General features: G+C 69.8%; 23 protein-coding genes. 12 read left to right on the top strand and 11 right to left on the bottom strand.

The window, feature by feature from the left end:
* Positions 1-153: 153 nt before the first annotated feature.
* Positions 154-2,844: a transglycosylase domain-containing protein gene (locus tag ACIPM1_RS12495; RefSeq protein ID WP_402432681.1), complete on the bottom strand. Its 2,691-nt coding sequence runs from the start codon at positions 2,842-2,844 to the stop codon at positions 154-156.
* 352 nt (positions 2,845-3,196) lie between these two features.
* On the opposite strand from ACIPM1_RS12495, the gene ACIPM1_RS12490 reads away from it, so the two are divergent.
* The 4 genes from ACIPM1_RS12490 to ACIPM1_RS12475 all read left to right on the top strand — a co-directional run bounded on the left by ACIPM1_RS12490 (position 3,197) and on the right by ACIPM1_RS12475 (position 6,964).
* A complete protein-coding gene (locus ACIPM1_RS12490) occupies positions 3,197-3,880 on the top strand; it encodes a helix-turn-helix transcriptional regulator (protein ID WP_356181371.1) in 684 nt (227 codons plus the stop codon).
* 45 nt (positions 3,881-3,925) lie between these two features.
* Entirely contained in the window at positions 3,926-5,008 is a 1,083-nt protein-coding gene (locus ACIPM1_RS12485; RefSeq protein ID WP_402432678.1) for an inositol-3-phosphate synthase, read from the top strand.
* An 83-nt stretch (positions 5,009-5,091) separates the two neighbouring features.
* Positions 5,092-6,354, top strand: coding sequence for an MFS transporter (locus tag ACIPM1_RS12480; RefSeq protein ID WP_402432675.1), 1,263 nt, complete (start codon positions 5,092-5,094; stop codon positions 6,352-6,354).
* Between the two features lie 127 nt (positions 6,355-6,481).
* On the top strand, positions 6,482-6,964 hold the full coding sequence (locus ACIPM1_RS12475; protein ID WP_402432672.1) for a hypothetical protein: 483 nt from the start codon (positions 6,482-6,484) through the stop codon (positions 6,962-6,964).
* A 148-nt stretch (positions 6,965-7,112) separates the two neighbouring features.
* Here the strand turns inward: ACIPM1_RS12475 and ACIPM1_RS12470 are convergent, their stop codons facing one another.
* Positions 7,113-8,588 carry a CCA tRNA nucleotidyltransferase gene (locus ACIPM1_RS12470; protein WP_402432669.1) on the bottom strand — a complete coding sequence of 492 codons (1,476 nt, stop codon included), beginning with the start codon at positions 8,586-8,588 and terminating at the stop codon, positions 7,113-7,115.
* Positions 8,589-8,866: 278 nt separating this feature from the next.
* Here ACIPM1_RS12470 and ACIPM1_RS12465 point away from each other — a divergent pair, with 278 nt between their 5' ends.
* From ACIPM1_RS12465 to trxA, 7 genes are all read left to right on the top strand, one after another.
* A complete protein-coding gene (locus ACIPM1_RS12465) occupies positions 8,867-11,272 on the top strand; it encodes a DUF6049 family protein (protein WP_402432666.1) in 2,406 nt (801 codons plus the stop codon).
* Between the two features lie 45 nt (positions 11,273-11,317).
* The gene (gene murJ / locus ACIPM1_RS12460) at positions 11,318-13,657 is read left to right on the top strand and encodes a murein biosynthesis integral membrane protein MurJ (protein WP_402432663.1); all 2,340 of its coding nucleotides are present in this window, start codon (positions 11,318-11,320) and stop codon (positions 13,655-13,657) included.
* A gap of 118 nt (positions 13,658-13,775) precedes the next feature.
* Positions 13,776-15,500, top strand: a complete 1,725-nt coding sequence (locus tag ACIPM1_RS12455) for a protein kinase family protein (RefSeq protein ID WP_402432660.1) — start codon at positions 13,776-13,778, stop codon at positions 15,498-15,500.
* 26 nt (positions 15,501-15,526) lie between these two features.
* Positions 15,527-16,264 (top strand): RNA polymerase sigma factor SigM, encoded by a 738-nt coding sequence (sigM, locus tag ACIPM1_RS12450; protein ID WP_402432657.1) that lies wholly within the window; start codon positions 15,527-15,529, stop codon positions 16,262-16,264.
* Positions 16,261-17,217 carry a hypothetical protein gene (locus ACIPM1_RS12445; RefSeq protein ID WP_402432654.1) on the top strand — a complete coding sequence of 319 codons (957 nt, stop codon included), beginning with the start codon at positions 16,261-16,263 and terminating at the stop codon, positions 17,215-17,217. Before sigM ends, ACIPM1_RS12445 begins: the two co-directional genes overlap by 4 nt.
* Before the next feature lie 169 nt (positions 17,218-17,386).
* Positions 17,387-18,358, top strand: a complete 972-nt coding sequence (gene trxB / locus ACIPM1_RS12440) for a thioredoxin-disulfide reductase (RefSeq protein WP_402432651.1) — start codon at positions 17,387-17,389, stop codon at positions 18,356-18,358.
* A gap of 44 nt (positions 18,359-18,402) precedes the next feature.
* Positions 18,403-18,735 (top strand): thioredoxin, encoded by a 333-nt coding sequence (trxA, locus tag ACIPM1_RS12435; RefSeq protein ID WP_030049453.1) that lies wholly within the window; start codon positions 18,403-18,405, stop codon positions 18,733-18,735.
* Positions 18,736-18,836: 101 nt separating this feature from the next.
* On the opposite strand, the gene ACIPM1_RS12430 is transcribed toward trxA, so the two are convergent.
* From ACIPM1_RS12430 to ACIPM1_RS12420, 3 genes are all read right to left on the bottom strand, one after another.
* Entirely contained in the window at positions 18,837-19,454 is a 618-nt protein-coding gene (locus tag ACIPM1_RS12430) for a GNAT family N-acetyltransferase (protein WP_356181405.1), read from the bottom strand.
* 327 nt (positions 19,455-19,781) lie between these two features.
* A complete protein-coding gene (locus tag ACIPM1_RS12425; protein WP_402432646.1) occupies positions 19,782-20,876 on the bottom strand; it encodes a ParB/RepB/Spo0J family partition protein in 1,095 nt (364 codons plus the stop codon).
* Entirely contained in the window at positions 20,873-21,946 is a 1,074-nt protein-coding gene (locus tag ACIPM1_RS12420) for a ParA family protein (RefSeq protein WP_356181670.1), read from the bottom strand. The genes ACIPM1_RS12425 and ACIPM1_RS12420 overlap by 4 nt, the downstream gene beginning before the upstream one ends.
* Positions 21,947-22,347: 401 nt before the next feature.
* On the opposite strand from ACIPM1_RS12420, the gene ACIPM1_RS12415 reads away from it, so the two are divergent.
* Positions 22,348-22,695 carry a hypothetical protein gene (locus ACIPM1_RS12415; RefSeq protein WP_402432643.1) on the top strand — a complete coding sequence of 116 codons (348 nt, stop codon included), beginning with the start codon at positions 22,348-22,350 and terminating at the stop codon, positions 22,693-22,695.
* Between the two features lie 71 nt (positions 22,696-22,766).
* On the opposite strand, the gene rsmG is transcribed toward ACIPM1_RS12415, so the two are convergent.
* From rsmG to rpmH, 6 genes are all read right to left on the bottom strand, one after another.
* Positions 22,767-23,483 carry a 16S rRNA (guanine(527)-N(7))-methyltransferase RsmG gene (rsmG, locus tag ACIPM1_RS12410; protein ID WP_356181414.1) on the bottom strand — a complete coding sequence of 239 codons (717 nt, stop codon included), beginning with the start codon at positions 23,481-23,483 and terminating at the stop codon, positions 22,767-22,769.
* A gap of 187 nt (positions 23,484-23,670) precedes the next feature.
* Positions 23,671-24,183 (bottom strand): R3H domain-containing nucleic acid-binding protein, encoded by a 513-nt coding sequence (locus ACIPM1_RS12405; protein ID WP_356181421.1) that lies wholly within the window; start codon positions 24,181-24,183, stop codon positions 23,671-23,673.
* 15 nt (positions 24,184-24,198) lie between these two features.
* The gene (yidC, locus tag ACIPM1_RS12400; RefSeq protein WP_402432639.1) at positions 24,199-25,491 is read right to left on the bottom strand and encodes a membrane protein insertase YidC; all 1,293 of its coding nucleotides are present in this window, start codon (positions 25,489-25,491) and stop codon (positions 24,199-24,201) included.
* Between the two features lie 3 nt (positions 25,492-25,494).
* Positions 25,495-25,848, bottom strand: a complete 354-nt coding sequence (yidD, locus tag ACIPM1_RS12395; RefSeq protein ID WP_356181426.1) for a membrane protein insertion efficiency factor YidD — start codon at positions 25,846-25,848, stop codon at positions 25,495-25,497.
* Positions 25,845-26,216: a ribonuclease P protein component gene (gene rnpA, locus ACIPM1_RS12390; RefSeq protein ID WP_356181429.1), complete on the bottom strand. Its 372-nt coding sequence runs from the start codon at positions 26,214-26,216 to the stop codon at positions 25,845-25,847. Before rnpA ends, yidD begins: the two co-directional genes overlap by 4 nt.
* A gap of 21 nt (positions 26,217-26,237) precedes the next feature.
* Entirely contained in the window at positions 26,238-26,375 is a 138-nt protein-coding gene (gene rpmH, locus ACIPM1_RS12385) for a 50S ribosomal protein L34 (RefSeq protein ID WP_003956500.1), read from the bottom strand.
* Positions 26,376-26,561 lie beyond the last annotated feature (186 nt).

Raw genomic sequence — 26,561 nt, 5'->3', positions numbered from 1 at the left:
GGACCTCGGCACAGGACCTCGGCACGGCACCGGGACGAGGAACCACGGCACGGAAAAGGGCAGGGCCCCCGGATCTGTTCCGGTGGCCCTGCCCTGTCGTTCCGGCGCGGGTGTCGCGCCACGGTGCCGGCCGGAGGAACCGGCCGGCCGGGGTCAGCCCGTACTGCCTCCGAAGAAGCCTCCGTTGCCGTTGCCCCGGGTGGTGCCCGTGGTGCTCGTGTCCGTGATCGTCGGCGTGGGACTGGTGCCGCCGTCGGTGGTACCGCCGTTGCCGTTCTGTCCGCCGTTGTTGCTGCAGCCGAAGAAGCCACAGCTGTCGCTCGGCGAGGGACTCGGGCTGGTCTGGGTCTCGCTGGGCGTGGGCGACGGGCTCGGGCTCGTCTCCTGGCTCGGCGTGACCGTCGGGGTCGGGGTCGGGCTCGGCGGGGCGTTGACGACCGTGCCGATGGGCTCGGGCGCCGGGAACGGCATCGCCGGCTGGCCCTTGAGCGCCTCGGCCATGTAGTCGTGCCAGATCTGGGCCGGGAACGAGGCACCGTGGATCTTCTTCTGCCCGCCCGTTCCGTACATCTTCAGGAACGTGCGCGACTTGTTCTCCGCGTTGTCGTCCATCCGGAACATGCTGATCGCGGTGGACAGCTGCGGGGTGTAGCCCACGAACCAGGCGGACTTGTTGCCGTCGGTGGTACCGGTCTTGCCGGCCACGTCACGGCCGGGCAGCTGGGCGTTGGTACCCGTGCCCTTCTCGACCACGGTCTTCAGCACGTCGGTGACGTTGTCGGCGACCTTGGGGGTGAAGGCCTGCTTGGTCTTGTCCTCGTGCTTGTAGCGCGTGCCGTCCTTGTCCTTGACCTCCGTGACCGAGAACGGCTCGTTCTGCTTGCCGCTGGCCGCGAAGGTGGCGTACGCCCCCGCCATGCGGATCGCGCTCGGGTCGGAGATGCCGATGGAGAAGGAGGGGTAGTTGGTGCCGGCCAGGCTGTTCGCCTTCAGGCCCGCGTCGATGGCCGACTCCTTGACCTTGTCCAGGCCGATGTCCATGCCGAGCTGCACGAAGGCGGAGTTCACCGACTCCCGCATCGCCTCACGCAGGTCGATCTGGTGCTGGGGCGGGGTGCCGTAGGACTGGTTGCCGTCGTTGGTCTGCAACCACTCCTCGCCCTTCTCGTTCTTCCAGACCTCGCCCCGGTAGTCCTTGATCTTGAGCTTGTTCTGGCCGCTGAACAGGCTCTTCGGGGAGACCTGGGTGCGCTCGTCCTGGGGCTGGTCCTCGGGGCCGTCGGGGTTGCGCACGCCCCACTTCATGGCCGCGGCCAGCACGAACGGCTTGAAGGTCGAGCCCACCTGGGCACCGGTGGCGTCGGCGTTGTCGGTGAAGTGCTTGGTGGCGTCCTCACCGCCGTAGATGGCCGCGATGGCGCCCGTCCTCGGGTCCACCGAGGCGCCGCCGAACTGGACGTGGGTATCGGTGTCCGGACGCAGCTTGGGCTTGATGTTGCCCTTCTGGACCTTCTCCACCGCGGCCTTGAGGGCGTTGACCTTCTTCTTGTCGAAGGTCGTGTAGATCCGGTACCCGCCCCGCTGCAACTGGCTGGCGGTGATGTCGGTGTTGTTGATGATGTAGGCCTTGGCGAGGTCGACCAGATAACCGGTCTGGCCGCTCAGCCGGGTGTTCGACCGCGGGTTCTGCACCTTGGGGAGCTGGGTGTACTTGGCCCGCTCCGATGCGCTCAGATGCCCGTACTCGACCATCTTGTCGAGCGTGTCCTGCATCTGCGACTGCGCACGCTTGCTGTTGGCCTGCGGGGTGGCGTTCGGGTCGATGGACGTCGCGCCGGCCGGGTCGTAGTACGTGGCGCCCTTGAGCGTCGCGGCCAGGAAGGCGCACTCGCCCGGGTTCAGCCTGATGGCGTCCTTGTTGAAGTACGCGCGCGCCGCCGCCTGGATGCCGTAGGCACCGCGGCCGTAGTACGCCGAGTTCAGGTAGCCGGCCAGGATCTGCTTCTTGGGGACCGTGGCGCCCACCTTGATGGAGATGAAGATCTCCTTGAACTTACGGGTGATCGTCTGCGACTGGTCGTCCAGCCGCGCGTTCTTCACGTACTGCTGGGTGATGGTGGAGCCACCCTGCGTCTGACCGCCCCGGGCCATGTTCAGCACGGCGCGGGCGATGCCCTTGGGGTCGACGCCGCTGTCGCTGTAGAAGGTCTTGTTCTCCTGGGAGATGACCGCGTTCTGCATCGCCTCCGGAATCTCCGAGAGGTTGACGATCTGGCGGTTCGTCTCACCGCCGGTCGCGACCATCTGGGTGTGGTCGGACCAGTAGTAGACGTTGTTCTGCGCCTCCGCGGTGTCCGCGACGTTGGGCACGCTCACCATGGCGTACCCGATGCCCGCGACCATCACCATGCTCCCGATCATGCCGATGAACAGGCCGGTCACGAGCTTCCAGGACGGCATCCAGCGGCGCCATCCGTACTTGCCCGCGCGCGGGTAGTCGATCATGCGCTTGGCGGCGGGAGAGGCGCTTCGGCTCCTGCCGCGCCCGGGGCCGGCGGGCTCGGGCGCACGACGGCGGCCGCCGCCTCTCTGCGCCGCGCGCCTGGCCTCGGCACGGCTGCCGTACGCGCGGCCCTCATCCCCCATGCCATGGGATCCCGCGCCCTGGGGCCCCGACCCGTAGGGAGTGGATCCATAGGAACTGGACCCATAGGAGTCGGCGGAAGATCCGGTGGCGCCTCGCGGTGCCGCGCGGCGGCCGGAGGGCGAACCGGACTGACCGCGTCGGGCCGCGGCACGTCCGCCTTCCTGCGGCTGCGGCGGTTTGCGACGGTGCTCGCTCATCGAACGATTACTCCTCGGGCAGGCGCACCCTTGCGCGCCTGGAAACGGCAGCTGGTTTCCGGTCCCCCCGAAGTACGGATGTGGTCGGTCGCGCATTCACCCGTACTGCACCGAGGACGAGGACGTCCCCAGGAGTCTCTCGGTTCCCGGTGGTGTGCATGGCGCACAGACTACGCACCGCCAAAACCTCCCGAGCCCCTGAGTTCACCCCAAATCAGGCAACTCGCCTGCAACGAAACGGTGATGTGATCCCGTTCACCATGTGCCCTCTTGTCGCATGCGGACGACCGTTCTATCGTCGTGATGTATCGAGTCGATACATCAGCGCGAGATAAGGACGAGGGGGGCGACGATGAGCCGACGTTCCGGCATCCTCGAGTTCGCCGTGCTCGGCCTGCTCCGCGAGTCTCCGATGCACGGCTACGAGCTGCGCAAACGCCTCAACACGTCTCTGGGTGTGTTCCGCGCCTTCAGTTACGGGACGCTGTACCCCTGCCTCAAGACGCTCGTCGCAAACGGCTGGTTGATCGAGGAACCGGGCAGCACCCCCGAGGACGCCCTGGCCGCTTCCCTCACAGGGCGCCGCGCCAAGATCGTCTACCGGCTGACGGCGGAAGGTAAGGAGCACTTCGAGGAGCTGCTCTCGCAGACCGGCCCCGACGCGTACGAGGACGAGCACTTCGCCGCCCGCTTCGCCTTCTTCGGGCAGACGTCGCGGGACGTGCGCATGCGCGTACTGGAGGGCCGACGCAGCCGGCTGGAGGAGCGCCTGGAGAAGATGCGCGCCTCCCTGGCGCGCACCCGGGAGCGCCTCGACGACTACACCCTCGAGCTCCAGCGCCACGGGATGGAGTCCGTGGAGCGCGAAGTGCGCTGGCTGAACGAGCTCATCGAGAGCGAGCGGGCCGGACGGGACCTGAAGGGTGCCGGCCCGGGGGGACCCGCTCAGCAGGACACCACATCTGGAGCGCCGGGCGGCCTGCCCCGGTCCGGGGATTCGCCCCGGCCGGATACGCCCGGCGACACCGCCACGTGAGGTCCCGTCGGGACCTCACCGAGTACACACAGGGAGCAACCGCCAATGGGTTCGGTTCGCGTAGCCATCGTCGGCGTGGGCAACTGCGCCGCGTCGCTGGTGCAGGGCGTCGAGTACTACAAGGACGCCGACCCGGCGTCCAAGGTCCCGGGCCTCATGCACGTGCAGTTCGGCGAGTACCACGTGCGTGACGTCGAGTTCGTCGCCGCCTTCGACGTCGACGCGAAGAAGGTCGGCCTCGACCTCGCGGACGCCATCGGCGCCTCCGAGAACAACACCATCAAGATCTGCGACGTGCCGAACACCGGCGTGACCGTCCAGCGCGGCCACACCCTCGACGGCCTCGGCAAGTACTACCGCGCCACCATCGAGGAGTCCGCCGAGGAGCCGGTCGACGTCGTCCAGATCCTCAAGGACAAGCAGGTGGACGTCCTCGTCTGCTACCTGCCCGTGGGTTCCGAGGACGCGGCGAAGTTCTACGCGCAGTGCGCCATCGACGCCAAGGTGGCCTTCGTCAACGCCCTCCCGGTCTTCATCGCCGGCACCAAGGCGTGGGCGGACAAGTTCACCGAGGCGGGCGTCCCGATCGTCGGTGACGACATCAAGTCCCAGGTCGGCGCCACCATCACGCACCGCGTCATGGCGAAGCTGTTCGAGGACCGCGGTGTCGTCCTGGACCGCACCATGCAGCTGAACGTCGGCGGCAACATGGACTTCAAGAACATGCTCGAGCGCGAGCGCCTGGAGTCCAAGAAGATCTCCAAGACGCAGGCCGTCACCTCCCAGATCCCCGACCGGGAGCTCGGCGAGAAGAACGTCCACATCGGCCCCTCCGACTACGTGGCCTGGCTGGACGACCGCAAGTGGGCCTACGTCCGCCTCGAGGGCCGCGCCTTCGGCGACGTCCCGCTGAACCTGGAGTACAAGCTCGAGGTGTGGGACTCCCCGAACTCGGCGGGCGTCATCATCGACGCGCTGCGCGCCGCGAAGATCGCCAAGGACCGCGGCATCGGCGGCCCGATCCTGTCGGCGTCCTCGTACTTCATGAAGTCCCCGCCGGTCCAGTACTTCGACGACGAGGCCCGGGAGAACGTGGAGAAGTTCATCCGCGGTGAGGTCGAGCGCTGAGCACGCTCGTGATCACGGGTCGTTGAGGGCCCCCGGGGGGATCATCCCCCCGGGGGCCCTTCCCGTATGTGAGGCTGTGCCCCATGCCCGTCGTCCGTGACCTGCGCGTCCTGCTGCGTTTCCGGGACTTCCGGCGCCTGCTGTCCGTGCGGCTGCTCTCCCAGGGCGCCGACGGCGTGTACGAGACCGCGCTCGCCACCTACGTCGTCTTCTCCCCGGAGCGGCAGACCTCGGCCGCCGCGGTCGCCTCCGCCATGGCGGTGCTGCTGCTGCCGTACTCCCTGGTGGGCCCCTTCGCCGGAGCCCTGCTGGACCGCTGGCGGCGCCGCCAGGTGCTCCTCTACGGCAACCTGACCCGCGCGGCGATGGCCACGGTGACGGCGGTGCTGATGGTCGCCGCCGTCCCGGACTGGCTGTTCTACGTCTCCGCCCTGTGTGTGACCGGCGTCAACCGCTTCGTCCTCTCGGACCTGTCCGCGGCGCTGCCCCGCGTGGTCGACGGGGAGCGCCTGGTGATCGCGAACTCCCTGTCCCCGACCGCCGGGTCACTGGCCGCCTTCGCGGGCGGCGGGCTCGCCTTCGCGGTCCGGCTGGTGGCCGAGGACTCCGACGCGGCCGTGGTGCTGCTGGGTGCCGCGCTCTACCTGTGCGCGGCCCTGGTGTCGCTGCTCATGGCGCCGGAGCTGCTGGGCCCCGACCGGGAGCTGATCCAGCCCCGGCTGGGCGCGGCGCTGCGGGGCACCGCGCGCGACCTGGCGGCGGGCGTGCGGCACCTCGCGGCCCCGCCGCGCCGGGAGGCCGCCTGGGCGCTGGCCTCGATGACGCTGATGCGGTTCTGCTACGGCGCGCTGACCGTCATGGTGCTGATGCTGTGCCGGTACGGGCTGACCTCCCACCCGCAGGAGGGTCTGCGCCTGCTGGGTCTGGCGCTGGGCGCCTCGGGCGCCGGCTTCTTCGCGGCGGCGGTCGTCACTCCGTGGGGAGCCGGGCGGCTCGGCCCCGCCCGCTGGATCGTCGTGTGCGCGGCGGCCGCGGCGGTCCTGGAGCCGGCTCTCGGCCTCCCCTTCGCCGTCGGGCCGCTGCTGGTGGCGGCCTTCGTGCTGGGACTGACCACCCAGGGCGCGAAGATCGCCACGGACACGGTCGTGCAGTCCACGGTCGAGGACGGCTTCCGCGGCCGCATCTTCTCCGTCTACGACGTGCTGTACAACGTCTCCTTCGTAGGCGCCGCCGGCGTCGCCGCGCTGATGCTTCCGCCGGACGGGCGCTCGGCCGCGCTGGTGGTCACGATCGCCGTGATCTACGGCGCGGTTGCGGCCGCTATGGCCCGTTTTGAGCGCTGGTAAGTGTCACATCAGAGCTACAGAGTCCGCCTCGGCTGCCGCGTTGTCAGTGGGGACCGGTAACTTACGTGCGTCTTATTCGCGCCATGTCCGCGTCAGCGGCGCCGCCTCATTTCCAGGGGGACCCCAAGTGACCGTTCCACCGCCTGCCCAGGGCCAGAACCCGTACGCCCAGGCGCCCACGGGTCAGCCGGCCGCCCCGGGTGCGCAGCAGCAGCCGTACGCTCCGTTCCCGCAGCAGCAGGGCGCGCCGGTCCCCCCGCCGCCGCCCTCGGTCGGCAAGCGGGCGGGCAAGAAGGCGCTGCGCATCGTCGGGCTGATCGTCGTCGCCGTCATCATCGCCATCATCAAGTTCGGCGCGGGCTGGTTCCTCACCCGCGACGACGCGGAGACCACGTCGGTGGGCTCGTGCATGCACAACGACGGCTCGTACTCCAAGCCCGACCTCCAGGATGTCGACTGCTCCTCCAGCGGCGCCCAGTACAAGGTCGTCCAGAAGTTCGACAACTCCACCGACGAGTCCCAGTGCAAGACCGTCACGGACTCGACGATCTACTACGTGCAGTCGGGTGGCGGCCATGACGTGGTGCTCTGCCTGAAGGAGACCAAGTAACACCTCGGTCCCCCATGCCGAAGGGGCGATGTTTCACGTGAAACATCGCCCCTTCGACTTCCCGGGGTCATGCCGCGCGGCCGTGTTTCACGTGAAACAGGAGTCCGGTGCCACGCGATCCCGTGTGCGCGACCCGTGCCGCGCGCCCTCAGCCCTGCGGACCCTGCTCGGCCCACCACTCCTTGAGGGCCGTCACCGCGGCGTCGTGGTCCATCGGGCCGTTCTCCAGACGGAGCTCCAGCAGGTACTTGTAGGCCTTGCCGACGGCCGGGCCGGGCTTCACCCCGAGGATCTCCATGATCTGGTTGCCGTCGAGGTCGGGCCGGATGGCGTCGAGCTGCTCCTTCTCCTGAAGCTCGGCGATGCGGGCCTCCAGACCGTCGTACGCGCGGGACAGCGCGGCCGCCTTGCGCTTGTTGCGCGTGGTGCAGTCGGAGCGAGTGAGCTTGTGCAGGCGGCTCAGGAGCGGCCCGGCGTCGCGGACGTAGCGGCGGACCGCGGAGTCGGTCCACTCGCCTGTGCCGTAGCCGTGGAAGCGCAGGTGGAGCTCGACCAGACGCGAGACGTCCTTCACGAGCTCGTTGGAGTACTTCAGGGCCGTCATGCGCTTCTTGGTCATCTTCGCGCCGACCACCTCGTGGTGGTGGAAGGAGACCCGGCCGTCCTTCTCGAAGCGGCGCGTGCGGGGCTTGCCGATGTCGTGCAGCAGCGCGGCCAGCCGGAGGACCAGGTCCGGGCCGTCCTCCTCCAGGGCCATCGCCTGCTCCAGCACGATCAGCGTGTGGTCGTAGACGTCCTTGTGCCGGTGGTGCTCGTCGCTCTCCAGGCGCAGCGCGGGCAGCTCCGGCAGCACCCGGTCGGCCAGGCCGGTGCCGACGAGCAGGCTCAGGCCCTTGCGCGGGTGCGCGGACAGGATCAGCTTGTTCAGCTCGTCCCGGACCCGTTCGGCGGAGACGATCTCGATCCGTTCGGCCATTCCCTTCATCGCGGCGACGACCTCGGGCGCCACTTCGAAGTCGAGCTGGGCGGCGAAGCGTGCGGCCCGCATCATCCGCAGCGGGTCGTCGGAGAAGGACTCCTCGGGCGTGCCCGGGGTGCGCAGCACCCGAGCCGCGAGGTCGTCGAGCCCGCCGTGCGGGTCCACGAACTCCATCCGCGGGAGCGCGACGGCCATCGCGTTGACCGTGAAGTCACGCCGGACGAGGTCCTCCTCGATGGAGTCGCCGTACGACACCTCGGGCTTGCGGGAGGTGCGGTCGTACGCCTCCGACCGGTAGGTGGTCACCTCGATCTGGAAGCACCGGTCGACGTCCCCCACGCGGGCCTGCTTCTGGACCCCGACCGTGCCGAAGGCGATCCCGACCTCCCACACCGCGTCCGCCCAGGGCCGCACGATCTTCAGTACGTCCTCGGGGCGGGCGTCGGTCGTGAAGTCCAGATCGTTGCCGAGCCGGCCGAGCAGCGCGTCCCGGACCGAGCCGCCGACCAGGGCGAGCGAGAACCCGGCCTCCTGGAAGCGGCGCGCGAGGTCGTCGGCGACGGGGGCCACCCGCAGCAGCTCGTTCACCGCGCGCTGCTGGACCTGGCTCAGGGCAGGGGGAGTGTCTTCGTTGGCGTTCGGCACAACAGAAGAGGGTACGTGGCCCGGCTGCCCGGCCGCGCCGCCATATGCGGACCCCGGGCGAGCCCGCCGACGCGGGACCCGGGCCCCTCCGCCAGGCACCCAATCGGCGCTTTTGTGACGGAACGAACAGCATCCGTGGAAACGGGCATATGAAGGGCGAGCGTCGGTGCCCGCCGATCTTGTGGGCGCCTCCGTGGCGCTTCGCCACAGCGCACATCGTTACCATGCGGGGACGCACATCCGACGACCACTGACGACGACGAGGGACGGGCGAGCGCGTGGCCGACGCGGCAGACTTCCAGGGGACCACTCCCTCACCTGCCCGCCGCTGGTTGCGGCGCACCGGCGCAGCACTCGCCGGGGCGCCCCTGCTGGCCGGTCTGCTCCAGCTGCCCGTCGCGCCGACCGCGGGCGCCACGGGACAGGACGCCGCCACCGGCTCGCGCACGGTGGCCGTCTCCCTGGACTCGCTCAGCCCCAGCGCCCCCTCCGACGGTGACACCGTCACCGTCGGCGGCACGGTGACGAACAACGGCAAGCAGACGGTCACCGGCGCCCACGTGGGCCTGCGCGTGGGCCCCGAGCTGAACACCCGCTCGGCGATCGACGCGGTCGCCCGGCGCACCGACTTCGTGCCGGGCACCGACGGCCCCGAGGTGGGCGGCAAGTACGTCCAGAAGTTCGACCGGCTCACCCCGGGCGTCGCCGAGCACTTCAGCATCTCGGTGCCGGTCGACAAGCTCGACCTCGGCCCGGACGGGGTCTACGCGCTCTCCGTCTCGCTCTCCGGCCGGACCACGGCGCAGCCGTGGGACCAGGTGCTGGGCATCCGGCACACCTTCCTGCCCTGGAAGCCCGACGAGGCGGACACCAAGACGAAGACCACTTATCTGTGGCCGCTCGTCTCCGACGTCCACATGACGGCGGAGACCGGGCCCGGGGAACAGCAGACGCCGACCTTCGGCAACGACGACCTCTCCCAGGACCTCGCTCCCGGCGGCCGTCTGGAGCAGATGCTCGCGCTGGGCAAGGACCTCGACGTCACCTGGGTGATCGACCCGGACCTGCTGGCCTCCGTCGACGCCATGACCCGCAACTACCGCATCCGCAACGGCGGCGGCCGCCCCGTGGCGGGCACCAAGCAGGCGGTCGCCAAGAAGTGGCTCGCCGAGCTGCAGCAGGCGGTGGCGGGCAAGGACGTCGTGGCGCTCCCCTTCGCCGACCCGGACCTGGCCTCCCTCGCGCACAGCGGGACGAGCGTCACCGGCTCCCTCAGCCAGCTCAGGGACGCCACCGACGTCGCCGCCGGCACGGTGGAGACGGTGCTCCACGTGAAGCCGAGCACCGACTTCGCCTGGCCCGTCGACGGCGCCGTCGACCCGTCGATCGTGAAGGTCGCCACCTCCGCGGGCGCCGACAAGGTGATCGCGCGCGGCGACAGCCTCCAGGAGACCGGAGGCCTGTCCTACACCCCCTCGGCGGCCCGCCCGATCGGCGGCGGCACCACGGCCGTGGTCGCGGACGCGCGGCTGTCCACGGCGTTCCAGGGCGACCTGACCAAGGCCGGCAGCTCCACGCTCGCCGTGCAGCAGTTCCTCGCCCAGAGCCTGGAACTCGGGGAGCAGACCGGCAAGCAGCGCAGCATCGTCGTCGCCCCGCAGCGGATGCCGAGCGCGAGCCAGGCCCGGGCCATGGCGCAGGCGCTGACCGACCTCCAGCACAGCACCTGGTCGGAGACGCAGGACCTGAACGCGGCCGCCGGCGCCAAGCCGGACCCCGGCGCCACCACGAGGGTGCCGTCGTCCGCGGACTACCCCTCCTCGCTGCGCGGGCAGGAGCTGACGCACTCCGCCTTCGCCGCGATCGGCAGGACGCAGGACAAGGTCGACAACTTCAAGGTCGTGCTCACCGACGAGTCCCGGGTCGTCACTCCCTTCGGCCGGGCCATGAACCGCGAGATGTCCACGTCGTGGCGCGGCCGGTCCTCGGCGGCGGAGGACTTCCGGGACGGCGTGGAGGCGTACCTCGACGACCTCGCCCAGGAGGTCAAGCTGATCGACAAGTCGGAGACCAAGCTCTCCGGGCGCAGCGCGACCATCCCGGTCACCGTGCAGAACAACCTGGTGCAGGGCGTCGACCACCTGGTGCTGCGGCTCACCTCGACCAACCCCACCCGACTGAAGATCGGCGGCAAGGCCTACACGGAGCAGCGCGTGGCCATCGCCGGCGGGCACAGCCAGTCCGTGAAGTTCACCACCTCCGCCAACGCCAACGGCCCGGTGACGGTGGTGGCCCAGCTGTACACGCAGGACGGCCAGGAGTACGGCGACCCGGTCACCTTCGACGTGAAGGTCACCGAGGTGACGGCCACGGTGATGCTGGTCATCGGCGGCGGCGTCCTGCTGCTCGTCCTCGCCGGCTTCCGCATGTACACCCAGCGCAAGCGGGCGGCCGCCCGCGACGCCGCGGAGGACGGCCCCGACGGGACCGGCGAGGGCGCCGGAACCGCCGACGAGCAGGAGAACGACGGTGCGGAGAACCCCGAGGGCCCCGCGGACCGTCTCACAGAACAGTCCGGCGCTCGGCCCGGGGCGGACACCCCCGAGCAGCCGAGTGACCCGGCACCGGACACCGCAGCGGGAGACGCCGACCCTTCCGGCACGGGTGAGAGGGTGGACCGTTGAGGATGTCATGGCCCGGTGGGCCCGGGACGACGAGGTGGGGTAAGCATGAACGCGCCGTACGACGGTGACCGCGGCCAGGCCGTGGGCGGCTCGGGCCACCCCGAGGGGCCGCCGCCCGAGCACGGCCAGGTGCCGTCGCAGCCCCCGGCGGACATGTACCTCCAGGACGCCTACGCGGACGACCCCTACCGGGCGCAGGACCTCTCCGCCCAGGATCCGGTCGACGAGGCACTGTACGACCGTGCCGCCCATCCTCCGCAGGCTCCGGGCACCCACCAGCCGCAGCAGCCGCTGTACGGCCCGCCGCAGCAGTCGCCGTACGCCCCCGACCCGCGGGTGTGGGCCCAGACCCCGCCGCCGGAGCCGTCGGGCGCCACGCAGTACCTGCCGCACGGGGAGGATCCCCGCAGCACCCGGTTCGTGGGCGTCGACGACCTCGTCAGCCACTCCGGCGAGGAGCGCCACGAGCCGGACGCCTTCGCCCACCTCTTCCGCGACCAGCAGCAGGGCGGCCACCAGGACACCCGGCAGGGCGGCTACCCCGACGCGCGCCAGGACGGCTTCCAGGAGTCCGGACAGCGCGGCTACCAGCCCCCGCAGCAGACCGGCGGGCACCCGTGGACGGACGCGCCCTCGGTCCCCGGCCCCTCGCCCGCACCGGCCGGCGGCCAGGGTCCTGCGGGACCGTACGCCGCCGCTCCGGCCGCCACGGAGACGGCAGCCCCCGCCGCCGCGCCCGCGGCGGCGAAGAAGGGCGGGCGGGCATCGGGGTTGCTGAAGTCGAGCGCCGTGATGGCGGCGGGCACGATGGTGTCCCGGCTCACCGGCTTCATCCGCTCCGCGATGATCGTGGCCGCGCTGGGCACGGCCCTCCTCGGCGACACCTTCCAGGTGGCCTACCAGCTGCCCACGATGATCTACATCCTGACCGTCGGCGGCGGCCTCAACTCGGTGTTCGTCCCGCAGCTCGTCCGCGCCATGAAGGAGGACGAGGACGGCGGCGAGGCCTTCGCCAACCGGCTGCTGACCCTGGTCGTCGTGTCGTTGGGCCTGCTCACCGCGCTGGCGATGTTCGCGGCGCCGCTCCTGGTCCGGCTGCTGTCCAACCCGGTCGCCAGCGACCCCGCGGCCAACGAGGTGGGCGTCACCTTCACCCGGTACTTCCTGCCCACCATCTTCTTCATGGGCATCCACGTGGTGATGGGGCAGATCCTCAACGCCCGGGGCAAGTTCGGCGCGATGATGTGGACGCCGGTCCTCAACAACATCGTCATCATCGCCACGCTCGGCATGTTCCTGTGGGTCTACGGCACCGCCGCGGACTCCCACATGAACGTCACGAACATCCCGCCGGAGGGGCAGCGCCTGCTGGGCGTCGGCGTGCTGCTCGGCCTCGTCGTGCAGGCGCTGGCGATGATCCCGTACCTGCGGGAGACCGGCTTCCGGCTCCGCCTGCGCTTCGACTGGCGGGGCCACGGCCTCGGCAAGGCCGCCATGCTCGCCAAGTGGACGGTCCTCTTCGTCCTCGCCAACCAGGCGGGCGCCCTGGTCGTCACCCAGCTGGCCACCGCCGCGGTCACCGACACCGACCTGCCCGGCACGGGCTTCAGCGCCTACGCCAACGCGCAGCTGATCTGGGGTCTGCCGCAGGCCATCATCACGGTCTCCCTGATGGCGGCGCTGCTTCCCCGCATCTCGCGATCGGCCGCCGAGGGCGACGCGGGAGCCGTCCGCGACGACATCTCGCAGGGTCTGCGCACGACGGCCGTCGCCATCGTGCCCATCGCCTTCGGGTTCCTCTCCCTGGGCATCCCGATGTGCACCCTGATCTTCGGCTCCTCCGGCACCGGCGCCGCCACCAACATGGGCTACATGCTGATGGCCTTCGCCCTCGGCCTGATCCCCTACTCGGTGCAGTACGTCGTCCTGCGCGCCTTCTACGCGTACGAGGACACCCGGACGCCCTTCTACAACACGGTCATCGTGGCGGCGGTCAACGCGGGCGCCTCCGCGCTCTGCTACCTGCTGCTTCCGCCCCGCTGGGCCGTCGCCGGCATGGCCGCCGCGTACGGCCTCGCGTACGCGATCGGCGTGGGTGTCGCCTGGCGCCGGCTGCGCGTGCGGCTCGGTGGCGACCTCGACGGCTCCCGTGTCATGCGGACGTACGCACGGCTGTGCATCGCCTCGGTGCCGGCGGCGCTGCTCAGCGGCGCGGCCTGCTACGCCATCGGCCATGCCCTGGGCCAGGGCGTCCTCGGGTCGTTCGCGGCGCTGCTGGCCGGCGGGGCCCTGCTGCTCGGGGTCTTCTTCGTCGCAGCCCGCCGTATGCGCATCGAGGAACTCAACTCGCTCGTGGGCATGGTCCGCGGGCGCCTGGGGCGTTGAGGCGGGGGTAGGCGCACAACCATCGTCCGCGGCCGTGTGTCGTGCATAGCAGCGGACTGTGGGCACAATTGGTTTCGGCGTCGGACAGCGCGCAATGGATGGGGAGGCAGGAGCGACGGTGGCGGAACGGAGCACGGCTGCCGTCGACGTGGCAGAGAACAGCGGCGACGAGCCGCTGACCGCGAAGGCGGACCAGGCCACGGCCGACGGGGTGGCCCAGAACCGGGAGCGGGACACGGACAACGACGAGCCACAGGGGAGCGCAGGGACCGGGGGTCCCGGAGAGAAGGCCTCACCGCCCGAACTGCACAGCGGTCACAAGCTCGCCGAACGCTACCGCCTCGAAGAGTGCGTCACCCGTCTGGACGGGTTCAGCAGTTGGCGAGCGGTGGACGAGAAGCTCCGCCGCGCCGTCGGCGTCCACATCCTGCCCGCGGACCACACGCGCGCCCGCTCCGTGCTGGCCGCGGCCCGCTCCTCGGCCCTGCTGGGCGACCCGCGCTTCGTCCAGGTCCTGGACGCCGTCGAGGAGAACGACGTCGTCTACGTGGTCCACGAATGGCTGCCCGACGCCGTCGAACTGACCACGCTGCTGTCCGCCGGCCCCATGGAGCCGCACGACGCCTACCAGTTGGTCAGCCAGGTCGCCTCCGCCATGGCCGCCGCGCACCGCGAAGGCCTCGCGCATCTGCGCCTGAACCCCAACGCGGTGCTGCGCACCTCCTCGGGCCAGTGGCGCATCCGCGGCCTCGCCGTGAACGCGGCGCTCCGCGGCGTCAGCTCCGACACCCCGCAGCGCACGGACACCGAGTCGATCGGCGCCCTGCTGTACGCGGCGCTGACCCAGCGCTGGCCGTACGAGAGCGACGCCTACGGATTGTCCGGCCTGCCCAAGGACATCGGCCTCATCCCGCCCGACCAGGTGCGGGCCGGGGTGCACCGCGGCCTGTCCGAACTCGCCATGCGGGCCCTCGCCAACGACGGCGCCACCGCCTCCCGCCACGAGTCCCCGTGCACCACGCCGGAGGAATTGGTGAAGGCGATCGGCGAGATGCCGCGCATCCGCCCCCCGGAGCCCTCCTTCGCCGCCCCGCCGGAGTACCAGCACACGGCCTACCAGCAAGGCTCCTACGGTCGTACGACGCCGCACCACGGTGTCACGCAGGCGGTGGCCCCGCCGCCGCCCCCGCTGCAGAGCCGCACCGGCAAGGCGCTGAAGTGGGCCGTCTCGGCCCTCCTCATCGCCGCCCTCGGCCTGGGCAGCTGGCAGCTCGCGGACGCCCTGATGGACCAGGGCGGCAACTCCGACAACGGCAACCAGACGCAGACGACGGACGGCAGTGACAAGGACGGCAAGCAGCCGAAGCCGGTCAGGCCGATCGCGATCCAGGGCGCCCAGGAGTACGTCGTCAAGGGCGACGCCCAGCACCCCGGCGACGTCGGCAGGACCCATGACGGCGACAACTCGACGTTCTGGAAGACCAACACCTTCATAGACGGTCCGGCCCTCGCGCCCTACAAGCCGGGCGTCGGCATCGTCTACGACCTCGGCTCGCCGCACGCGCTCTCCACCGCGTCCATCGGTCTGCGCTACGCGGGCGATCACACGACGGTGGAGCTGTACGCGTCCGACTCGCTGGCGTCGGCCTCGCTGACCTCCGCGCAGCGGCTGGGCACGGCCCGGACGACCGGGAACACCGCCACGGTGAAGATCACCAAGCCCGTGAGGACGCGGTACGTCCTCGTCTGGCTCACCGCCGTGCCGTACTCCGGCGCGGACGCGAGCGCGTACACCGGCGCCGGCTACAAGCAGGCCATCACCGAAGTGAAGTTCACGGGCTGACGTCTCACCGAGGGGGAGGGGGTCGGATGGCAGAGGGCAGCGCTCACGGCGACCTGAGCGATCACGACCTCCTGTCCCGCCATGTGGAGGGCGACCCCGACGCCTTCGGTGAGCTCGTGCGGCGCCACCGCGACCGCCTCTGGGCCGTCGCCCTGCGGACGCTGGGGGACCGCGAGGAGGCCGCCGACGCCGTCCAGGACGCCCTCGTCTCCGCCTACCGGGCCGCCCACACCTTCCGCGGGCAGTCGGCCGTCACGACGTGGCTGCACCGGATCACGGTGAACGCCTGCCTCGACCGCGCCCGCAAGGCCGCCTCCCGGAAGACCTCGCCGGTGGACGACACCGAGCGCCTGGAGCAGTTGCTGGAGCCGCACGAGTCGGCCTCGGCGCCCGCCGAGCGGAACGACGTCCAGCGGCAGCTCATCGAGGCGCTGGGCACCCTCCCGGCCGACCAGCGGGCCGCTCTGGTCCTCGTGGACATGCAGGGCTACCCCGTGGCCGAGGCGGCCCGGATCCTCGACGTGCCGACCGGGACGGTGAAGAGCCGCTGCGCCCGGGGCAGAGCCCGGCTCCTGCCGCTGCTCACCCATCTGCGGCCGGGAGGCGCGGCGGAAGGTACGGGAGAGGACAAGGAACCGGACACAGGACGGAACCGGGTGCAGGGGACATCCGTCCCACCGGCAGCGCATCCTCTGGACACGGGTCCACGGAGCGCGGGGCCGGACGATTCGACTGCTGTGAAGGGCGGAGGTGGGCGGGCGTGACATCCACGACGGACAGGGCCGGGCACCCGGACGTCACCGAGATCTCCGACCTCACCGAAGGCCTGCTGGCGCCGTCCCGCAGCACGGACCTCCGGCGGCATCTGGACGCCTGCGAGCTGTGCGCCGACGTCTACACGTCCTTGGAGGAGATCCGCGGCCTGCTCGGCACGTTGCCGGGCCCGCCCCGCATGCCCGACGACGTCGCGGGCCGTATCGACGCCGCCCTCGCCGCCGAGGCCCTGCTCAGCGCCACGGCCGTCGGGGGCACGGCTGAGCCCGAGGCCACGGGCAGCCCTGCCGCTGTGGGCACCTCCCGCCCCGAGGCCGACGCCGACGACAGCGACAGCACGCACGTTTCACGTGAAACATCGACCACGGACCGCCCCATGGGCCACCCCCGCGCCTCCACCGCTGGGCCGGGTCGCAAGACCCGTACGCGGCACGCGCGCCGCAGGATCGCCGTCCTGGGGTCCGTGGGCATGCTCGCCGTCCTCGGCGTCACGTCCGTGGTGCTGGCCTCCCTGCACGACGGCAAGGGCTCCGGCACCACCGCGCACGGCCGGCCGACCGCCTCCCCGGACACCTTCGCCGAGGGGACCCTGGAGAGCCGGGTCTCGGACCTCCTCACCAAGGCTCAGAAGCAGCAGGGCGACACACGCGCCCCGCACAGCTTCGGCGTGGATTCCGCCCCGGACACCGATCGGCCGCGGGTCCTCAAGACCCAGCCCACCGTTTCGGTCCCTCCGTGTGTCCAACAGGGCATCGCGCGCGAGGACACGGCGCTCGCCGCCCAGCACGGCACCTACGACGGCAAGGAAGCCTTCCTGGTCGTGCTCCCCGACGCCTCCGGCGAGAGCACACGGGTCACGGCCTATGTCGTCGACGCCACCTGCGTCCACCACCCCGCGACGGCCGCGAAGGTACTGCTGAAGCGTTCCTACACGCGTTCCTGAGCGCGCAGGCCTGGTCCACGCGCTGCGTGATGTCCCGTACGCTGGCGCGCCTCCGTGTGCCCGGCCACACCGGGAATGCGCGCCCCGTAGGATCCGTTGGGTGGGGTGAGAGCTGTGAGAGAGGCTCCCACCGGCCGTACGACACAGTCCAGAGACGAGGAATCAAGCCGTGAGCGACGTCCGTAACGTGATCATCATCGGCTCCGGGCCCGCAGGCTACACGGCGGCGCTGTACACCGCGCGCGCGTCGCTGAAGCCGCTGGTCTTCGAGGGCGCCGTCACCGCCGGCGGTGCGCTGATGAACACCACCGACGTGGAGAACTTCCCGGGCTTCCGCGACGGCATCATGGGCCCCGACCTCATGGACAACATGCGCGCCCAGGCCGAGCGCTTCGGCGCCGAGCTGATTCCGGACGACATCGTCTCCGTCGACCTGACCGGTGAGATCAAGACCGTCACCGACACCTCGGGCACGGTCCACCAGGCCAAGGCCGTCATCGTCACCACCGGCTCCCAGCACCGCAAGCTCGGCCTGCCCAACGAGGACGCCCTCTCCGGCCGCGGTGTCTCCTGGTGCGCCACCTGCGACGGCTTCTTCTTCAAGGACCAGGACATCGCCGTGATCGGCGGTGGCGACACCGCGATGGAGGAGGCCACCTTCCTCTCGCGCTTCGCCAAGTCCGTGACGGTCGTCCACCGCCGCGACACCCTGCGCGCCTCCAAGGCGATGCAGGAGCGCGCCTTCGCCGACCCGAAGATCAAGTTCATCTGGGACAGCGAGGTGGCCGAGATCCAGGGCGAGCAGAAGCTCTCCGGCCTGAAGCTGCGCAACCTCAAGACGGACGAGCTCTCGGACCTGCCGGTGACGGGCCTGTTCATCGCGATCGGGCACGACCCGCGCACGGAACTCTTCAAGGGCCAGCTCGACCTGGACGAGGAGGGTTACCTCAAGGTCGACGCACCGTCCACCCGCACCAATCTCACCGGCGTCTTCGGCGCCGGAGACGTGGTCGACCACACCTACCGTCAGGCGATCACCGCGGCCGGCACCGGCTGCTCCGCCGCCCTCGACGCCGAGCGCTTCCTCGCCGTCCTCGCGGACAACGAGCAGAAGGCCGAGCCCGAGAAGACCACCGTCTGAGACCCCCAACCACCTCACCGCACGAACCAGTTAAGGAGCCCGCCGTGGCCGGCACCCTGAAGAACGTGACCGACGACAGCTTCGAGCAGGACGTCCTCAAGAGCGACAAGCCCGTCCTGGTGGACTTCTGGGCCGCCTGGTGCGGTCCCTGCCGCCAGATCGCTCCGTCCCTCGAGGCGATCGCCAGCGAGTACGGCGACAAGATCGAGGTCGTCAAGCTCAACATCGACGAGAACCCGGGTACGGCTGCCAAGTACGGCGTGATGTCCATCCCGACCTTGAACGTGTACCAGAACGGCGAGGTCGCCAAGACCATCGTCGGCGCGAAGCCGAAGGCCGCGATCGTCCGCGACCTCGAGGACTTCATCGCCGAGTGACGTTTCACGTGAAACACGAAGGGGCCGACCCAGGGTCGGCCCCTTCGCTTTCCGCCGCCTGCCCGCAGCCTGGCGGCCAGGCCGCCACGCCCTCAGCGGGCCTACAGCGGCCGTAGCACCGGTTCCTTCTGCACGGCCCCCAGCAGCCGGTCGATCGCCATCTCCACGTCTTCCTTCCAGGAGAGCGTCGACCTGAGCTCCAGCCGCAGCCGCGGATGAGTGGGATGGTGCCGTACCGTCTTGAAGCCCACCGCCAGCAGATGGTCGGCCGGCAGGATGCAGGCGGGTTCCTTCCAGCGGGCGTCGCCGAACGCCTCGATCGCCTTGAAGCCCCGCCGCAGCAGGTCCTTGGCGACCGTCTGCACCATCACACGCCCCAGTCCCTGCCCCTGGTAGCCCGGCATGATGAAGCCGGTCATCAACTGCACCGCGTCCGGGGAGACAGGACTCGTCGGAAACGCCGTGGAGCGCGGCACATAGGCGGGGGGAGCGTAGAGCACGAAGCCCACGGGAACATCGTCGACATACACGACCCGGCCGCAGGAGCCCCAGTCGAGCAAGACAGCAGAGATCCAGGATTCCTTCTCCAGAGCGGGTGTCCCCGCCTTCACCGCGGCTTCGCCGCTGACGGGATCCAACTCCCAGAAGACACACGCGCGACAGCGCTGGGGAAGATCCTGAAGGTTGTCCAGCGTGAGCGGTACGAGCCTGCGGCCCATGGAGGCTGTTCCTCGCTTCCTTCGCCCGCGGTGTCACGAGCGGCTGCCAGAACACCGCGTTCCCTGCGCAGACTGCCCACGAACCCGCCGACCGCACCCAGTCCCAGACCCGCGCCCACGAGTCCGGTGCGGCTCACCGTTCGCATGGCCTCCGCCTCCCCGTCAGAGGTGCCGCCGGGTGATGCCCTGTCCGAGCAATCGTATCCACCCTGCGACTGCCTCGATACCGTCTGAGAGCAAAGGGCGGGCCGTGTCCGGTACCCACCGGACACGGCCCGCCCTTGTTGATCGACCGAGCCGCAACCCCTTCGTCACAGGGGAGGGGCGTCAGTCGTCCTCTTCCTCCGGCGCACCGTCCAGCAGGCTCCTCTGCAGGACCGGTCCCTCACCCGGGGCCAGCGAGCCGAGAATCCTCTCCAGATCCTCCATGGAGGCGAACTCGACGGTGATCTTGCCCTTCTTCTGCCCCAGGTCGACCTTCACCCGCGTCTCGAACCGGTCGGACAGCCGCGTGGCGAGATCGGACAGCGCCGGGGAGACCCGAGCGCCGGCCCGCGGGCCCTTGGAGCGCGGGGCGCTCTGCGGCCGCGACCCCATGAGGGTCACGATCTCCTCGACGGCTCGCACCGACAGTCCCTCGGCCACGATCCGGTGGGCCAGACGGTCCTGCTCCTCCGAGTCCTCGACGGAGAGCAGCGCCCGTGCATGACCGGCGGACAGAACCCCGGCCGCGACCCGGCGCTGCACGGCCGGCGAGAGCTTCAGCAACCGCAGGGTGTTGGAGACCTGCGGGCGAGAACGCCCGATCCGGTCCGCCAACTGGTCGTGGGTGCAGTTGAAGTCCTTCAGCAACTGGTCGTAGGCGGCCGCCTCTTCCAGCGGGTTCAGCTGCGCACGGTGGAGGTTCTCCAGCAGAGCGTCGAGGAGGAGCTTCTCGTCGTCCGTGGCGCGCACGATCGCCGGGATCGCCTCCAGCTCCGCCTTGCGGCAGGCCCGCCAGCGCCGCTCGCCCATGATGAGCTCGTAGCGCCCCGCAGCGAGCTGCCGTACGACGACGGGCTGGAGGAGACCGACCTCCTTGATGGAGGTGACGAGCTCGGCCAGGGCGTCGTCGTCGAACACCTCACGCGGCTGGCGCGGGTTCGGCGTGATGGAGTCCAGAGGGATCTCGGCGAAGTGGGCACCCACGGGAGGCGCGGGCGTCTCCGAGGCGTCGACCGTCGCCGGTTCCTCTGTTTCACGTGAAACCTTCGGCAGCGTGGCCAGGTTCGTCGCGGTGAGTCCGCGGTCGCCTGTCGGTGCCGCCGGGGCCGGGGAAGCCGGCCCCCCCACCGCGGGGGGAGCCGACGTCCGCTCTCCGGTCGGGGCAGCGGGGATCAGCGCGCCTAGACCTCGGCCCAACCCCCTCCGTCGCTCGCTCACTGCATCCCCTCCACCATGCTCGGGTCGTTCTGGGCGCCGATGTGGGCCTGCGTCGCGTCGTAGTGGACGCCGACACCCTTCAGCGCGATTTCTCGTGCCGCCTCAAGATAGGAGAGGGCACCGCTCGATCCTGGATCGTAAGTCAGCACCGTCTGCCCATAGCTCGGCGCCTCCGAGATACGGACGGAGCGGGGAATGCTCGTCCGCAGGACCTCGTCGCCGAAGTGGCTGCGTACCTCTTCCGCGACCTGGGACGCAAGACGTGTCCGGCCGTCGTACATGGTGAGCAGGATGGTCGACACATGCAGGGTGGGGTTGAGGTGTCCCCGTACCAGGTCGACATTGCGCAGCAGTTGGCCCAGGCCCTCCAGCGCGTAGTACTCGCACTGGATCGGGATGAGGACTTCCTGCCCGGCCACCAGCGCGTTGACCGTGAGGAGGCCCAGCGAGGGCGGGCAGTCGATGAGGACGTAGTCCAGCGGCTGCTCATACGCCTGGATCGCCCGCTGGAGCCGGCTCTCACGCGCCACCAGGGACACCAACTCGATCTCCGCACCGGCGAGATCGATGGTGGCCGGGGCGCAGAAGAGGCCCTCCACATCGGGAACGGGCTGGACGACGTCCGCGAGCGGCTTGCTCTCCACCAATACGTCATAGATGGAGGGAACTTCGGCGTGGTGATCGATCCCCAGCGCGGTGGACGCGTTGCCCTGAGGGTCGAGGTCGATCACCAGGACACGGGCGCCGTGCAGAGCCAGGGAAGCGGCAAGATTGACGGTCGTCGTCGTCTTGCCCACCCCGCCCTTCTGATTGGCGACCACCATGACCCGGGTCTGGTCGGGCCGAGGGAGACCCTCGCCGGCACGGCCCAGAGCCTCGACCGCCAGTTGGGCAGCACGACCGATGGGAGTGTCGTCCATCGGGGGCGGTGTTTCACGTGAAACATCCTCCCCCGTCGACTCGGTACGGGGACCGGGGACCGGATCGGTCATCGGTCCCGCGATGTTGGCGTCGGACCGCAAGGATTCACTCTCCTCGACTTCAGGCTCGCAATGAACAGAGCCTCCCATGCCTTCGGGGTCATGAACCAGTGAGGCCTGGCGTTCTGTGGAGAAATCCACCTCTGTGGACAACTCCGCACCCTCTCTGAGTGAACCGAGCGACTGTCGGTCGCGAGGTTGGGCCGCAGCGCGACCACGGTTGATGATGCCGTGCAGCAGTGAGCGACGTTTCACGTGAAACACGATCGCAACTATTTGTCACCTATGTCCGCGACACTCCGCCCACCACTCCACCGGCATCCGCCTTAATGCCTAAGCCGGCAACCGAGATCACCCTGTTATGATCAAAAACATACGGGGGCGGGGGACCTTATGCCGCATGACCAGCGGCACATACATCGCTTCCTTCGCCAGCGCGCCGGGCTCATCCGCGCGGCCGACCCATTCGACCAAGCAGGGAAGCAAACGCAATGACCTCTAAGACCATTGGGCGTTTCATAGCAGCCGCGCTCGGCGTCGGCGTACTGGCCACGGCTACGCCCGCCTTTGCCGACCAGGACATCAAGGTGATCTGGGGCCATGGCTACCGCGTCAACAGCGATCACGGCGTGGCGGCCGTCAAGGATCTCGCCGACGACAACAACGCCGTCTACGTCCAGTACACCCGAGCGGGCCACGGGGATGAGATCTTCACCCTGTGGAACAAGAAGGGAAGCGGCACGACCGCCCACAGTGGCCACGGCGGCACCGTGACGATCAAGAAGGTGTGCCGTTCGATCTCCCTGCGCCCGGACGTCTGCTTCACGAAGACCCCGTAAGCGCAGCAGGCACAGGCCGGAGGCGTTCTCCACAGAGTGGGGAACGCCTCCGGTGGTTCCGCATCCGTCGGTCAGGGGCGACGGCGTGCGCGTCCGGCCCGGGCCGCCTTCGCGCGCTTCGCCGCGAACCGCACACCGCCCGGGCTCTCGCCGACCTCGACCCGCACCACGGTGGACAGGGGATCCACGATGCCCTCACCCACATGCAGGATGGACGTCTCCACCGCGCCGAGCTTGCTCAGCGCAGCCGAGGCGCTCTTCAGCTCCTCCTCCGCGGTGTCCCCCTTGAGGGCGAGCATCTCCCCATAAGGACGCAGCAGCGGGATGCCCCAGGTCGCCAGACGGTCCAGAGGGGCCACCGCACGGGCCGTCACCACATGGACCGGCGGCAGCTTGCCCATGACCTCCTCGGCACGGCCGCGGACGACGGTGACATGGTCCAGGCCCAGAAGTTCGACGACCTCGTTGAGGAAGTTGGTGCGCCGCAGCAACGGCTCCAGCAGCGTGATCTTGAGGTCGTCGCGGACGAGCGCCAGGGGAATGCCGGGCAGACCGGCACCCGAGCCGACATCGCATACGGTCACCCCCTGGGGCACGACCTCGGAGAGCACCGCGCAGTTCAGCAGGTGCCGCTCCCACAGGCGGGGCACCTCCCGCGGGCCGATGAGCCCTCGCTGCACACCCGCCTCCGCGAGCAGCTCCGCGTAGCGCACCGCATCCGCGTAGCGCTCACCGAAGACCTCGCGCGCCTGCTCGGGCGCGGGGGGAAGCTCCGCTGCCTCCGTCACGGGGTGACCGTCCTTCCGTACGCAAGAGCGCTCTGCGCGCTGACCACCAGGGCTACCAGGATGCGTCAGCCTGCGAGACCAGGCTGACGGGGGTGCGGGGGCGATCCGGTGGCGATGTGCCGGAACAGCCCGACAAAGTTCGGCCCCGCCTGCGCAACAGACGGGGCCGGTCGAACGGGAGAACCGCTCAGGCGGGAAGCACGACGACGAAGCGCTGCGGCTCCTCGCCCTCGGACTCGCTGCGCAGCCCCGCGGCCTTGACCGCGTCGTGCACGACCTTGCGCTCGAACGGGGTCATCGGCTTCATCTTCACGGGCTCGCCGCTGCTCTTGACCTCGGCCGCGGCCTTCGCGCCCAACTCGGACAGCTCCGACCGCTTCTTCGCTCGGTAGCCGTCGATGTCCAGCATCAGGCGGCTGCGGTCGCCGGTCTCCCGGTGCACGGCCAGGCGCGTGAGCTCCTGCAGGGCCTCCAGCACCTCGCCGTCACGCCCGACCAGCTTCTGCAGGTCGCGGCTGCCGGCCTCGCTGATGATCGAGACGGACGCGCGGTCGGCCTCGACGTCCATGTCGATGTCGCCATCGAGGTCGGCGATGTCCAGCAGACCCTCGAGGTAGTCCGCCGCGATCTCGCCCTCCTGCTCGAGGCGGGTCAGGGCGTCTGCGCCCTCGGCAGCGGCGGAGGTGGTGCCTTCCGTCACGGGATGGGCTCCTTCTTACTTCTTGGACGGGGACTTGGGGCGCTGCGGACCCTTGCGCTGACCGGACTGGGCCCTGCTGCGCGTGCTGTTGCCGGGCTTCGCGGAAGCCTGCTCGGCAGCGGCGGGCTCGTCGCCCTGCGGCTGGTCGGCCTTGCTGAGCGAGGTGGACGGCGTGGTCTCACCGGCCGGCTTCGCCGTACCCGACTGGCGCTGGGCCTTGGTCTGCCGCTTGGGCTGCTGGCGCCGGGGGGCCGTCGCGGTGGCGGTGGCGGTGGCGGAGGTCGCCGTACCGTCCGTGGCCTGCGCGGCTGCGGCGCCCTCGCTCTTCACCACGGTGCCGTCGGCCTGGGCCGCCAGGCCCGCCTTGTTCAGACCGTTGACGAACTTGCGCTCGAACTCGTTGCGGTCCCGGCCCTTGGCGACGATCGCCTTCACGATGGCGCGCTCGCGGCGGTTGCGGGCCTTGCCGTGGTGGGTGACGTGCTTGTGCAGGCGCTCCAGGTACGCGGCCTGGGCCTTGGAACCCGGGGTCGGGTTGTTGTGGATGACGTACATCTGCTGGCCCATGGTCCACACGTTGGTGGTCAGCCAGTAGACGAGGACACCGACCGGGAAGTTGATGCCGAAGACGGCGAACATGACCGGGAAGACGTACATCAGCATCTTCTGCTGCTGCATGAACGGCGTCTTCACCGTGGTGTCGACGTTCTTCGTCATCAGCTGGCGCTGCGTGTAGAACTGCGACGCCGACATCAGGACGATCATGACCGCGGTGACGACCCGGACGTCCGTGATCGAGGCATTCAGCGAGGCGACCTTGTCCGCGCTGTCCGTGAACTTCGCGGCGAGCGGGGCACCGAAGATGTGCGCGTTACGGGCGCTGGCCAGCAGCGACTCGTTGATGACGCCGATCGTCTTGCCCGTCGCGATGGCGTTGAGCACGTGATACAGGGCGAAGAAGAACGGCGACTGCGCCAGGATGGGAAGGCACGAGGAGAGCGGGTTGGTACCCGACTCCTTGTACAGCTTCATCATCTCTTCGGACTGGCGCTGCTTGTCGTTCTTGTAGCGCTCCTGGATCTTCTTCATCTCGGGCTGGAGCGTCTGCATCGCCCGCGTCGCCTTGATCTGCTTCACGAAGAGCGGGATCAGGCAGATACGGATCAGAACCACCAGGGACACGATGGACAGGCCCCAGGCCCACCCCGTGTCGGGACCGAAGATCGTCCCGTACACCGAGTGGAATTGGACGATGACCCAGGAAACAGGTGTCGTGATGAAGCTGAAGAAGCTGGCAATCGTGTCCACTAATCATGCTCCTTGGGCATGGGACGGTGTCTCTGCGGCCGGGCTCGAAGGGATCTCCCCGTCGGTGGCCGTTTCGGCGGCGGAGGGCCCGCCCTTGCGTGCGCTCCAGGCGTTGCGCAGCATTTCGTGCCACCGCGGGCGCTTGCGCGGCGGGACATGGTCCACACCGCCCAGCGACCACGGATTGCATCGCAGGATGCGCCAGGCGGTCAGTGCCGTTCCCTTGATCGCACCGTGCCGGTCGATGGCCGTGTAGCCGTAGTGGGAACACGACGGGTAGTACTTGCACACCGGCCCGAGCAAGGGGCTGATGGTCCACTGGTACAGCTTGATCAGCGCCAGCAGCGGGTACTTCATCGGGCGCCCCCTCCCAGCAGCCGCTGAAGGGCGGCATCCAGGTCTCGGGCCAGTTGTGCGTGCTCGGCGTCACCCGCACCGGGCAGCGCTCGTACGACTACCAGGCTACCGGGGGGCAGCAGAGCGACTCGGTCGCGCATCAGATGGCGAAGCCTGCGCTTCACCTTGTTGCGCACGACCGCTCCACCCACGGCCTTGCTCACGACGAAACCCGCACGCGTCGGGGGAGCGCTCTCCCCAGGCGCGTGCGGGTCCGTTGCACCGCTACGAAGGTGGACGACGAGGAGCGGGCGTCCGGCCCGGCGCCCCCGTCGTACCGCGGTCGCGAAGTCCTCGCGCCGCCTCAGCCGGTTCTCGGTGGGCAGCACGACGTCATGACCTGATCGGGATCAGGCGGACAGGCGGGCGCGACCCTTGCTACGGCGGGACGCGAGAATCGCGCGGCCGGCACGGGTGCGCATACGCAGCCGGAAGCCGTGGGTCTTCGCGCGACGACGGTTGTTCGGCTGGAAGGTGCGCTTGCTCACTCGGGGGCTCCAGAAAGGTTCGGGTAGTGGCGGGGTGCCGTCCTGGCTGTCACCGTGCGCCCACGAGTAGCTCGCAGTTACGCCCGAGTGCACCGCTTACCGATCACCTGACGTGACCTGTGCCCTTCGGAGGCAGGCGGCAGCAGCCATCGACAACTCGACCTGGTTACGGTACGCGGGGCTACG

The sequence above is a fragment of the Streptomyces sp. NPDC086766 genome (genome assembly GCF_044746005.1).
GTDB lineage: Bacteria > Actinomycetota > Actinomycetes > Streptomycetales > Streptomycetaceae > Streptomyces.
This window is presented reverse-complemented; position numbering and strand designations above follow the sequence as displayed.